11 protein-coding genes are annotated in these 12,279 nt (G+C 63.7%); 7 read left to right on the top strand and 4 right to left on the bottom strand.

Annotated features, from left to right (window positions below):
• The first annotated feature begins 735 nt into the window (after positions 1-735).
• The 3 genes from ABIB99_RS09205 (at position 736) to ABIB99_RS09215 (ending at position 4,204) form a co-directional block, all read left to right on the top strand.
• Positions 736-1,605 carry a VOC family protein gene (locus ABIB99_RS09205; RefSeq protein WP_247309920.1) on the top strand — a complete coding sequence of 290 codons (870 nt, stop codon included), beginning with the start codon at positions 736-738 and terminating at the stop codon, positions 1,603-1,605.
• 201 nt (positions 1,606-1,806) lie between these two features.
• Positions 1,807-3,657, top strand: a complete 1,851-nt coding sequence (gene ilvD, locus ABIB99_RS09210; protein ID WP_354175507.1) for a dihydroxy-acid dehydratase — start codon at positions 1,807-1,809, stop codon at positions 3,655-3,657.
• Between the two features lie 223 nt (positions 3,658-3,880).
• On the top strand, positions 3,881-4,204 hold the full coding sequence (locus ABIB99_RS09215; protein ID WP_014495230.1) for a hypothetical protein: 324 nt from the start codon (positions 3,881-3,883) through the stop codon (positions 4,202-4,204).
• 349 nt (positions 4,205-4,553) lie between these two features.
• Here ABIB99_RS09215 and ABIB99_RS09220 read toward each other — a convergent pair whose 3' ends face one another.
• Positions 4,554-5,075 (bottom strand): GNAT family N-acetyltransferase, encoded by a 522-nt coding sequence (locus ABIB99_RS09220; protein ID WP_354175510.1) that lies wholly within the window; start codon positions 5,073-5,075, stop codon positions 4,554-4,556.
• Between the two features lie 151 nt (positions 5,076-5,226).
• Between ABIB99_RS09220 and ABIB99_RS09225 the strand changes: the two genes are divergently transcribed.
• The 4 genes from ABIB99_RS09225 to fabI are packed head-to-tail and all read left to right on the top strand — an operon-like array spanning position 5,227 to position 10,446.
• Positions 5,227-7,449 (top strand): DUF3141 domain-containing protein, encoded by a 2,223-nt coding sequence (locus tag ABIB99_RS09225; protein ID WP_354175511.1) that lies wholly within the window; start codon positions 5,227-5,229, stop codon positions 7,447-7,449.
• Between the two features lie 29 nt (positions 7,450-7,478).
• On the top strand, positions 7,479-8,441 hold the full coding sequence (locus ABIB99_RS09230) for a phosphate acetyltransferase (protein WP_354175513.1): 963 nt from the start codon (positions 7,479-7,481) through the stop codon (positions 8,439-8,441).
• A gap of 5 nt (positions 8,442-8,446) precedes the next feature.
• Positions 8,447-9,661, top strand: a complete 1,215-nt coding sequence (locus ABIB99_RS09235; RefSeq protein WP_354175515.1) for an acetate/propionate family kinase — start codon at positions 8,447-8,449, stop codon at positions 9,659-9,661.
• Entirely contained in the window at positions 9,658-10,446 is a 789-nt protein-coding gene (gene fabI, locus ABIB99_RS09240) for an enoyl-ACP reductase FabI (RefSeq protein WP_354175516.1), read from the top strand. Before ABIB99_RS09235 ends, fabI begins: the two co-directional genes overlap by 4 nt.
• Before the next feature lie 6 nt (positions 10,447-10,452).
• Here the strand turns inward: fabI and ABIB99_RS09245 are convergent, their stop codons facing one another.
• From ABIB99_RS09245 to ABIB99_RS09255, 3 genes are read right to left on the bottom strand one after another with little or no spacing between them, the layout of a single operon-like run.
• Positions 10,453-10,911, bottom strand: a complete 459-nt coding sequence (locus tag ABIB99_RS09245; protein ID WP_354175517.1) for a MaoC family dehydratase — start codon at positions 10,909-10,911, stop codon at positions 10,453-10,455.
• 13 nt (positions 10,912-10,924) lie between these two features.
• Positions 10,925-11,575, bottom strand: a complete 651-nt coding sequence (locus ABIB99_RS09250) for a 3-oxoacid CoA-transferase subunit B (RefSeq protein ID WP_354175518.1) — start codon at positions 11,573-11,575, stop codon at positions 10,925-10,927.
• Between the two features lie 4 nt (positions 11,576-11,579).
• On the bottom strand, positions 11,580-12,227 hold the full coding sequence (locus tag ABIB99_RS09255; protein WP_063983266.1) for a CoA transferase subunit A: 648 nt from the start codon (positions 12,225-12,227) through the stop codon (positions 11,580-11,582).
• Positions 12,228-12,279: the final 52 nt, after the last annotated feature.

Consider the following 12,279-nt stretch of genomic DNA (forward strand, 5'->3'; position numbering starts at 1 on the left):
TGAGGCCGGCCAATGACCTATCAACCCGTGAATTTGACATTCGGAATGCGCCGGGGTCTAGCACACGCGGCAGCGGCCCCACGATGCGCAGCAACCCGCGCATGATACGGCGCATCCCACCACACCAACGCCACAGCCGACAGCACAGCCAACTGCACAACCCGCACATCGGCAACCGACGCCACATCGACAACCACGGCAAGCCCGACAGCCTCCGCAGCCGCGGCAACCGCCGCATCCGCGCCATGCCAGCTGCACGCGGCTACCGGCGTTTTCCTTGTCGAAGAGATGGAAGGTGGCCAGGCTGACGTCAGCCATTTCCTCTTCATCGAGCGTGATTGCCTGGCCCGTTCCAAGGTGCGGCAATTGTTGTACGTCGGGTGTCGGCACGGCGGACGCCGATACGCCTCCCGCCAGCGAGAACGTCAACCCTGCGGCTCCGAACGCCGGCACGGCGACTTTGCTTACTCGCTTCTTCCCTTTAGAAGTCTTCTTCGCCTGCCGCATGGTCCAACCTCCGAGCATTGCAAGAAGTATCCCAGCCGCGGTAAGTCTACGCCCAGGAAATAACGCGGGCAACAATTACGCGCACAAAAGCGCGGCGCTGCACGTTCGGGATGTATTCATCTTCATGAACGGCAATCGGCACGGCCGCGTCAACGATCCACGCTCTCGGTGCGCGTGCAACTTGGTGCAGTGCCGCAATCGCTTCCAGGTTTGAACGGAGAGATCGGCGTGGCGGATCAACTCGGACGTTTCGCTTGGTACGAGCTGCTGACCACGGACGTCGCGGCGGCGGGCGCATTCTATCGCAAGGTCGTCGGCTGGGGCGTGACGGATGAATCGACTCCGGAACTGCCTTACACGGTGCTTCGTAGCGGCGGCACCCCGCTGGGCGGCCTTATGGACATCCCGGAAGAGGGGCGGAGATCAGGGGCAACGCCGAGATGGATGGGTTACGTCGCTGTCGACGACCTGGACGGGGCTGCCGCGCAGATCAGGCGTCTCGAAGGCACGATCTTTGTGCCGCCGACCGACACCAATATTGGCCGAATAGCAGTCGCTGCCGATCCGCAGAAAGCGACGTTCGGGCTGATCGAGAAACCGACATATGGCCGATGGAAACCGGGCCGGCTGGACGAGCCCGGGCGCGTAGGCTGGCATGAGCTATTGGCCGCCGACCGGACCGTGATCTTCGATTTCTACAGAGAACTATTTGGTTGGCAGAAGGCTGACGCTCAAACCGATCCAGCGGACTGGTATCAATTGTTTTCGGCGGGGGGGCAAACGGCCGGCGGCATGCTGACGAAACTTTCGAGCGTAGCGCAGCCATGTTGGCTGCATTACTTCAATGTCGACGACATCGGCGCTGCGACGAAGCATGTGAATGCTGGTGGAGGCCGGATCCTCCAGGGTCCGATCGAATTGCCTGATGGCTGCTGGATCGCACGATGTGTGGATCCCCAGGGCGCCCTGTTTGCACTGCAGGGTGCCGGGGGGCATGCAGGCATCGAGCCATTCTCGGCCTCGGAAGTCGGGTGGTCCGCCAAGTGGGGCGGCATTGCCTCCCAAGGGAGAATTGTGCTGCCAAAGCCGAAGCGCTAGCTACGGCAGCGTCCGTCCGGCGCTGGCGCGACACTGCAATAACCCGCGCCGCGAGCAGGGGAGGCCTGCGCGGGGCCGATCCGGGCCGTTTCGGGGCAAGTTCCCGTTGCGCGCGCCCAGCCCGTGCGCTATCCGGCCGGAAAGGCCTGAGGCGGCTTCCATTTTTCCGCCCGGCTGACCCAACCGAGGACGGAAACCGCCATGCCAGCCTATCGCTCCCGCACCACCACCCACGGCCGCAACATGGCGGGCGCCCGCGGCCTCTGGCGCGCGACGGGCATGAAGGATGCCGATTTCGGCAAGCCGATCATCGCGGTCGTCAACTCCTTCACCCAGTTCGTGCCCGGCCACGTCCACCTCAAGGACCTCGGCCAGCTCGTGGCGCGCGAGATCGAGCAGGCCGGCGGCGTCGCCAAGGAATTCAACACCATCGCGGTCGACGACGGCATCGCCATGGGCCATGACGGCATGCTCTACAGCCTGCCGTCGCGCGAGCTGATCGCCGACAGCGTCGAGTACATGGCCAACGCCCATTGCGCCGACGGCCTCGTCTGCATCTCCAACTGCGACAAGATCACGCCCGGCATGCTGATGGCCGCGCTGCGGCTCAACATCCCCGCCGTGTTCGTCTCGGGCGGCCCGATGGAGGCCGGCAAGGTCACGCTGCAGGGCAAGACCAAGGCCGTCGACCTCATCGACGCCATGGTGGCGGCCGCCGACTCCAAGGTCAGCGACGAGGACGTCAAGGTGATCGAGCGCTCGGCGTGTCCGACCTGCGGCTCCTGCTCGGGCATGTTCACGGCCAATTCGATGAATTGCCTGACCGAAGCGCTTGGCCTCGCATTGCCCGGCAATGGCACGGTGGTGGCGACCCATGCAGACCGCAAGCGCCTGTTCGTCGAGGCCGGCCACACCATCGTCGATATCGTGCGCCGCTATTACGAGCAGGACGATGCCTCCGTGCTGCCGCGCAACGTCGCCAACTTCAAGGCGTTCGAGAACGCGATGACGCTGGATATCGCCATGGGCGGCTCGACCAACACCGTGCTGCATCTGCTGGCGGCGGCCCATGAAGGGCAGGTGGAGTTCACCATGCAGGACATCGACCGGCTGTCGCGCCGCGTGCCCGTGCTCTGCAAGGTCGCGCCGTCGGTCGCCGACGTCCATGTCGAGGACGTGCATCGCGCCGGCGGCATCATGGGCATTTTGGGCGAGCTCGACCGCGCCGGCCTGATCGACACCTCGGTCTCGACCGTGCACGCGCCGACGATGAACGACGCGCTGGAGCGCTGGGACATCAAGCGCTCCAAGAGCGAGTCTATCCGCACGTTCTTCCGCGCTTCGCCCGGCGGCATCCCGACGCAGGTCGCCTTCAGCCAGGAGCGCCGTTACGACGAGCTCGATAGCGATCGCGAGAAGGGTGTGGTCCGCAACCTCGAGCATGCCTTCAGCAAGGATGGCGGTCTCGCCGTGCTCTACGGTAACCTCGCGCAGGACGGCTGCATCGTGAAGACCGCGGGCGTCGACGCCTCGATCCTGAAGTTCTCCGGCCCGGCACGCGTGTTCGAGAGCCAGGACGCGGCCGTTGAAGGCATTCTGGGCGGCAAGGTCGTCGCCGGCGAGGTCGTGGTCATCATTTACGAAGGTCCGCGCGGCGGCCCCGGCATGCAGGAGATGCTGTATCCGACCAGCTATCTGAAATCGATGGGCCTCGGCAAAGCCTGCGCGCTCGTCACCGACGGACGCTTCTCCGGCGGCTCGTCCGGCCTCTCGATCGGCCATCTGTCGCCGGAAGCGGCGGAAGGCGGCAACATCGGTCTGGTGCGCACCGGCGACCGCATCGCCATCGACATCCCGAACCGCAGCATCAGCCTGGAGGTCTCCGATGAGGAGCTCGCCAAGCGCCGCGCGGCGGAAGAGGCCAAGGGCGATGCCGCCTGGCAGGCGACGGGCCGCAAGCGCAACGTCTCGACCGCGCTTCAGGCTTACGCAGCACTCACCACCAGCGCCGCACGCGGTGCGGTGCGTGAGGTAAAGCGGCGCACGAAGTAAGCGCTGTACCGTCCGCGCCTCGCGCGCATGGTCAACAAGTTCTGAACGGCCGGCGAAAGCCGGCCGTTCGCATTAAGGATGCCTCGACGAAGTTCGGCAACTCGGGATGTTGCAGCGTATACTGCTCGCGACCTTCGCAAATCCATTTTTGGGCAATTGGGGCACTACCACAATGTCTCGTACTCTCGCTGTCGCTTTCTCAACAGTCGTCGCCGCGATTTCCATGACGAGCGCGGCCTCCGCCGGCTGCTACAATTGCTACGCGCCGCCGCCGTGCCAGACCTGCTACCAGCAGCAATACGTGCAGCCGCAATACCGCACCGTCGACGAGACCGTGATGGTTTCTCCCGGCGCGACCGTCGCGCATCGCACGCCGGCGCAGTACCGCACCGTGATGGTGCCGCAGACCGTGATGGTGGCACCGCCGAGCGTCCAGTACGAACGCATCCCGCCGCAATACGCCACGCGCCAGCGCGTCGAGATGGTTTCGCCGGGGTATTCCTATTACGCACCGGTGCAGATGGGCTGCGCGTCCTGCGGCTACTGAGCCAACGCAGCGACGAAGAGTTTCGGGCGGCGCTCCTTTGGGGGCGCCGTTTTCTTTTGAGGCAGCAAACGAGGCCCGGAAATGGACGCGAATCCAACCGGGCCTCGCAACCGGCGACGCCCTGGGCGGTGTCGCCAGTGTCCGGGATTGCTGAGGGGCGGCGTGTGTCGGCGGCCGACATGTTGCGAAGCTAGACGAACAGGCTGACGCTCGCCTGACAGATCACGTGCGGCAGAAAATTCAGGCTTGGGGTGAGGGCGCGCGTTTGGAGGTGCCGGTACCAACGGACGGTGGCGCGACGCGCCGCCGCCATTTCTCTCGATGCTGGAGCTCTCGTGCCGGCCGCGTATTAGGACAGCTTCAATGCCATGTGAATTACACCGGGTTCGCGGATCGTTGCGGGCTTGAAGCCAAACTTGTCGAAGACGCGGAGCATCGCTGCGTTCTCCGGTAGCACTTCCGCGGTCAACTCCGTCAATCCGGCCTCGCGGGCGATAGCGATCAGATGGCGCGTCAGCAGCCCGCCAACGCCACGTCCTTGCCAGGCATCGATCACGACGAAAGCTGCTTCGGCCCGTCCAGGCTCGAATATGACATAGCGACCACCGCCGATGATCATGCTGCGGGTCGCCTCTTCCGTGCACGCAACCAGCGCCACGTGGTTTCTGAAATCGGGTTCCATGAAGAAAGCGCGCTCCCGTTCGGAAAAATGGCGCTTCGTCACAAAGAAGCGGCGTTGGAGCGATTGAGCGCTGGTCTTCTCGAGTGCGGCAAGCATGTCGGGCTCGTCCTCGGGACGAAGCGCCCGGATATCGACCAATTGTCCGTCGCGTAGTCTCTCCTGGCGGCTGTAATTTGCTGCATCCGGCACTTAAGCTCTCCCGCGGCCCGATTGCGGCGCGCCCCCGCGGGGCGGCTGGTCGATCCCGATTGACGCGAACACCGTCGCCGACCGTTGACCTAAATCAACGTCGGCGACCGCCGACCTTTTTGAATGACCTCGCGCGACGACGAGGTCGAACATGGCGATCAAAGACTTAAAGCTGCCTGATGGCCCGATGTCGGGGCTGGTCGCCTCGGCCGTGGAATACATGGTTGATGCGGGACAGCGCAGCGTCCTGTTCCTGGACATCATGCGCCAGCGTGGCGACCAGTATCGCGAGCACGTCGCCCAGACCGCACCGCATGTGCTGCAATATGCTGCTGAATTGATCACGGACGGCCGTAAGCTGGACGAACCGGTCAACTACGCGCTGGTGCGCATCATTCCGCCGAAGGATGTTGAGATCGACATGAGCCGGCGTCCGTTCGTCGTGGTCGATCCGCGCGCCGGCCATGGACCCGGCATCGGCGGCTTCAAGGCCGATAGCGAGATCGGCGTCGCCATGAAGGCGGGTCATTCCTGCTACTTCATCGGCTTCCTTCCGGAGCCTATGCCCGGGCAGACCATCGAACGCATTGCGCGCGCGGAAGCCATCTTCATCGAGACCGTCATCAGCCGTCATCCGGACGCCGACGGAAAGCCCTGCGTGATCGGCAATTGTCAGGCCGGCTGGGCCGTCATGATCCTGGCGTCACTGCGGCCGGAATTATTCGGGCCGCTGATCATCGCCGGTGCGCCGCTGGCTTACTGGGCAGGCGTGCATGGCAAATACCCCATGCGTTATTCCGGCGGCCTGCTGGGCGGAAGCTGGCTCACGGCGCTCACGAGCGATCTCGGGGCCGGCAAATTCGACGGCGCCTGGCTGGTGCAGAATTTCGAGAACCAGAACCCGTCGAATACGCTCTGGACCAAGCAGTACAACGTCTACTCCAAGGTCGATAGCGAGGCGGAACGCTATCTCGATTTCGAGCGCTGGTGGGGCGGACACGTCAATCTCAATGCCGAGGAAATCCAGTTCATCGTCGACGAACTCTTCATCGGCAACAATCTCGCCGCCGGTCGGATCGAGATGTCCGATGGCCAGAAGGTCGATCTGCGCAACATTCGCTCGCCGATCGTTGTGTTCTGCTCCAAGGGCGACAATGTCACCCCGCCGCAGCAGGCGTTGGACTGGATCCTGGACTGCTACGCCGACGTCGACGAGATCAGAGCTTATGGCCAGACCATCGTCTATACCGTTCACGAGAGCATCGGCCATCTCGGCATCTTCGTATCCGGCGGTGTGGCGAAGAAGGAGCACGCTGAGTTCTCCAGCAACATTGACCTGATCGACGTGCTGCCGCCAGGACTCTACGAGGCCACGTTCGAGGCCCGTGGCAACGAGACGCTCAATGCGGATCTTGCGACAGGCCAGTGGGTGATGCGCTGCGAGGCCCGCACGCTGGATGATATCCGCGCGATGGGCGGAAATTCGCCCGAGGACGAGCGGCGCTTTGCTGCGGCCAAGCGTGTCTCGGAGCTCAATCTCGCTGCTTATCAGAAATTCATGCGGCCGTGGGTGAAGGGCATGGTGACGCCCCAACTCGCGGAATGGGCCCGCAACATGCATCCGCTGCGGCTGCAATACGAGGCGTTCAGCAGCCAGAACCCCTGGATGTCCACGGTCAAATCGGCTGCCGATCGTGTCGAGACAGACCGCAAGCCGGTTTCAAAGGACAATCCATTCCTGGCATTCCAGGAACAAATGTCGAAGCAGATAGTGCACGCGCTGGATAGCTGGCGCGATGCGCAGGAGGCGCTGAGCGAGGCCGTCTTCCTCAACCTCTACGGCTCGCCGCTGCTCCAGGCCGCGGTCGGCGTCGACCCTAATTCCGTGCCCTCGCGCCACCGGGAGATGTCGCCGGAGCATCGCGCCATGCTCGCGGCACGGATCGCCGAGCTGAAATCGCACATCGCTGAGGGCGGGCTCCGCGAAGCGGCGCTCCGCGCGCTGCTTTATGTTGGCTCCGCACGCGGCATGGTGGATGAGCGGAGCATCGAGGCGTTGCGGCAGGTTCGGCGTGACCATGCCGGCGCCCGCATGACGCTGTCGGAATTCAAGAAGCTGGTGCGTGAGCAGTTCTTCATGCTGCTTCTCGATCGCGAAGGTGCTCTCGCTGCGATCCCGAAATTGTTGCCCGACGACACCAACCAGCGGCGTGCGGCCTTCGTGGCGATGCGCGAGGTGCTGTCGGCGAGTGAGGACATCACCGGCGAGCGGGCCAATCGCCTGAAGCGCGTCGCCGCGCTCTTCGGTCTGGACGGAGAGGCGGAGTTGACATCGAACGTCGCCCCTTTCGATCCCAAGGCACGGGCGTCGTAACGCGGATTGGCAGGATCGGGAGTGACATCATGTCGGCCGACACGACGCAAACCCAGCCCGGTAGCAAGTACGATCGCTTAATTGCAGCGGCGAAGGGTGCGCCACCAACGCCGACCATCGTGGTGCATCCTTGCGACGAGACCTCGCTGCGCGGCGCCATCGATAGCGCAAGCGCCGGAATTATCCGGCCTGTGCTCGTCGGGCCCGAGAGGAAGATCAAGGATACTGCCGCCCGGTGCGATCTCGATGTGTCCGGCTTCGAGATCGTTGATGCCGCGCACAGCGACGAATCCGCGGCCAAGGGCGTCGAGCTCATCCATGCCGCCAAAGGCGAGCTGTTGATGAAGGGCAGCCTGCACACCGACGAATTGATGCGCGCCGTCACCGCCAAGACCGGAGGCTTGCGCACCGACCGACGTATCAGCCATGTCTTCGTGATGGATGTGCCTGCCTATGCAGAGACCATCTTCGTGACGGATGCGGCGATCAACATTTTCCCCGATCTCGACGCCAAACGCGACATCATTCAGAACGCGATCGACCTCTACAACCAGGCAGGGTTCGGCAAGACGCCGCGGGTGGCGATTCTGTCTGCCGTCGAGACGGTGACCTCGAAAATCCCTTCGACCATCGAAGCCGCTGCCCTGTGCAAGATGGCCGATCGCGGCCAGATCACCGGCGGCATCCTCGACGGCCCGCTGGCTTTCGACAATGCCATCGATCTGGAGGCCGCGCGGATCAAGGGCATCACATCCGAGGTCGCCGGCCGCGCCCAGATCCTGATGGTTCCGGACCTTGAGTCCGGCAACATGCTCGCCAAAAATCTCGCCTATTTCGCCAAGGCCGATGGCGCCGGCATCGTGCTCGGTGCGCGCGTGCCCGTCGTGCTGACCTCGCGCGCGGATTCGCCACGTGCGCGGATGGCGTCCTGTGCCGTCGCCGCTCTCTATGCTCGTGCCCGGCGCCAGAAGGCGCCGACGGTTGCCGCGTGATCGCCATGGATACGATCCTCGTCGTCAATGCCGGCTCGTCCAGTGTGAAGTTTCAGGTCTATGCGATCGAAGGCGACGGTGCGCTTCGTCGTCAGATCAAGGGACAGATGGACGGTATCGGCAGTCGACCGCGGCTGCGGGCAAGTGGTCCGAGCGGCGATCCGATGGCCGATCGGGCCTATCCGATCGAGGCTGTGCCTGATGTTCCGGCGGCGATGGCCGTTGCCGGCGACTGGCTGCGCGACGAACTTCGCGTCACGCCGATCGCGGTCGGTCACCGGGTCGTGCATGGTGGGCCGGACTATTCGCGGCCGGTACTGATCGACCACGGCGTCGTGGCCCGTCTCGAACGATTTGTGACCTTGGCGCCGCTGCACCAGCCCCACAATCTGGCGCCGATCCGTTCGCTGCTGGCGAACTTCCCGACGCTGCCACAGGTTGCTTGCTTTGACACCGCATTTCACCGCACGCATGATGCCGTCGCCGACCATTATGCTATTCCGCATCAACTTCATGCCGAGGGTGTCAGGCGCTATGGCTTTCATGGGCTGTCCTACGAATATATCGCCCGGACGCTGCCGGGCGTGGCGCCCGATATCGCGAAGCGGCGCGTGATCGTTGCCCATCTCGGCAGCGGCGCGTCGATGTGCGCGCTCAAGGACGGGCGCAGCGTCGAGAGCACCATGGGTTTCACAGCGCTCGATGGCCTCCCGATGGGAACGCGTCCAGGGCAGATTGATCCCGGGGTGGTGATCTATCTCATCTCCGAGAAAGGGATGTCCGCCTCAAACGTGCAGAACTTCCTTTATCGCGACTGCGGATTGAAGGGGCTCTCCGGTGTCAGCAATGACATGCGCGAGTTGGAGGCGAGCGCCGACCCCAAGGCGAAGCTCGCGGTCGACTATTTCGTGTACCGGATCGGTCTCAGTGCCGGCATGCTCGCGGCGGCCTTGCAGGGCCTCGACGCCTTCGTCTTCACGGCCGGGATCGGCGAGAATTCGGCGAACATTCGCGCGCGCGTGGTCGAGCAGCTCGGATGGCTCGGCGGCACGCTCGATCCCGTCGAGAACGCGCGTAATTCCAGGCTGATCTCGCGTTCCGACAGCCGCATCCCCGTCTACGTCGTGCCAACCGACGAAGAACTGATGATCGCGCAGCATACGCTGTCGCTATTGATGAACGGACAATCGACCAATCCAAGGCAAGAGAGGGTGTCATGATCCCCGTGTTCCCGGATGCAAAGGTTGCCTTGAAGGGCAAGAAGGGCCTCGTCGTCGGCATCGCGAACGACCAGTCCATCGCCTGGGGGTGCGCGAGGGCATTTCGTGCGCTTGGGGCCGATCTGGCCGTCACCTACCTCAACGATCGCGCCAAGAAACACGTCGAGCCGCTCGCGCTGGCGCTGGAAGCGCCGATCTTCATGCCGCTTGACGTGATGACGGAGGGGCAGACCGAGGCGGTGTTCGAGCGGATTACGAAGGAATGGGGACAGCTCGATTTCCTGCTGCATTCGATCGCCTTCTCGCCGAAGGAGGCGCTCCATGGCCGCGTGGTGGACGTCGGCCGCGATGGCTTCCTCAAGACGATGGACGTCTCTTGCTGGTCATTCCTGCGCATGGCGCATCTCGCCGAGCCGCTGATGAAGAACGGCGGCACGATGTTCACCATGACCTATTATGGCAGCCAGATGGTGGTGGAGAACTACAATATCATGGGCGTGGCGAAAGCGGCGCTTGAAGCGGCCGTCCGCTATGCGGCTGCGGAACTTGGCCCCAAGGGGATCCGCGTGCACGCGATCTCGCCCGGCCCGCTCGCCACCCGCGCGGCATCAGGTATCCCGGAGTTCGACGAGCTCATGGACAAGGCGCAGTCCAAAGCGCCGGCGCGCAGCCTGGTCAGCATCGACGACGTCGGCAATGCCACCGCGTTCCTGGCGCTGGATGGCGCCAAGCTGATCACCGGGGGCGTTCTCTATATCGATGGCGGGTATCACATCATCGACTGAGCGCCCTCAGCGATAGTGCAGGGCGATCAGCTCGGCGACACAAGCGGGCTTCTTGCCGCCCTCGATCTCGATCACGAGATGATAGTTGACGCGCAAGCCGTCCGGCGGCACGTCCTCGGTTTCAGCGACGGTGACCCGGCCGCGGAGCTTTGAGCCGGCCGGCACCGGCGCCAGATACCGGATGCGATCCGCGCCATAATTCAGCGTATTGCGCAGCCCTTTCAAGCCCATCACGGATCGAATGAACAGTGGAGCAAGTGAGAGCGACAGCAGGCCGTGAGCGATGGTGGTGCCGCCGGGCGCTTCCTTCCTGGCGCGGTCCTGGTCGACATGGATCCATTGCTGGTCACAGGTTGCTTCGGCGAATTTATTGATCCGATCCTGGGTCACTTCGATCCAGTCGCTCGCGCCAATCTCGGTGCCGACCGCGGATTTGATCTCGTTGAAGTCGCTGAATATCCGCATGGTCGTGACCTCGTCAGATCGTCATTTCCGGGATGCTGTCAGGAACGACCAATTCGGCCTCTGTCACCGCCATGACCTCGCCAACGCTGACGCCTGGAGCGGTCTCGAGCAGCGTCGCCTTGCCGTCGGCAAATCCGATAACCGCCATGTCGGTCACGACCAGATGCACCGGGCGCGCCGAGGTCAGAGGCAAGTTGCATGTCCTGACGATCTTCGACTTGCCCTTCGCGGCATGTTGCATGGCGACGATGACCCGCTTGGCGCCGCTGACGAGGTCCATTGCCCCGCCCATGCCCGGGACCATCTTGCCCGGGATCATCCAGTTGGCGAGAAGCCCATGCGCATCGACCTGGAGGCCGCCGAGCACGGTGACGTCGACATGGCCGCCGCGGATCAGTCCGAACGACATCGCGCTGTCGAAGGTTGCCGCACCCGGCAGCGCGCTGATCGGGCGGCCGCCGGCGTCTGTCAGTGTCGGATGCGCCATGCCTTGTTCGGGAATCGGCCCGGTGCCGATCAGTCCGTTCTCCGACTGAAAAAAGACTTTCAAATCGGCCGGAACGTAATTCGCAACCAAGGTCGGAATGCCGATGCCGAGATTGACGAGGTTTCCGCTCTTCAACTCCCTGGCGACGCGTCGGGCGATGATGATCTGCGGGTCCATGATCTCACCCGTTGGTAATGAGGTAATCGACGAGCGGCGCCGGGGTCACGACGTGATCGGGCGCGATGACACCGACGGGCACGATGTTCTCTGCAGTGACGATGACCGTGTCGGCAGCCATCGCCATGACCGGGTTGAAGTTGCGGGAGGTCAGTGCGTAAGCGAGATTGCCGAGATAGTCGGCGAGAAACGCGTGAACCAGCGCGTACTGCGCCCGCAATGCCGTCTCCAGCAGGAACGGCTTGCCATCCACCTCGATCTGACGCTTGCCTTCGGCAACCAGCGTTCCGACGCCCGTCGGCGTCAGCACGCCGCCGAGGCCACATCCGCCCGCGCGGATGCGTTCGACGAAGGTGCCTTGCGGCACGAGATCGACGGCGATCTGGTTCGCGAGCATCTGCTGCTGCGCCTTCGGATTGAGGCCGATATGCGTTGCCGTCAGCCTTGAGACCAGCGCAGCGTCGAACAGCTTGCCGACGCCTTTGCCGGGGGTGGCGGCGTCATTGCAGATCAGCGACAGGCCGGTCTTGTTCTGCCGCACGAGTTCGTCAAGCAGGCGCTCCGGGGTTCCGACGCCCATAAAGCCGCCGACCATTACGCTCGCACCGGCCGGGATCATCGCAACGGCTTCTTCGACGGAAACGGCCTTCATGGGCGGAACTCCGGTCGGCAGGCGCAGGTGAATAATGGATCGATGTTGGGGG

This window comes from Bradyrhizobium sp. LA6.1 (assembly GCF_040547805.1).
Taxonomy (GTDB): domain Bacteria; phylum Pseudomonadota; class Alphaproteobacteria; order Rhizobiales; family Xanthobacteraceae; genus Bradyrhizobium; species Bradyrhizobium barranii.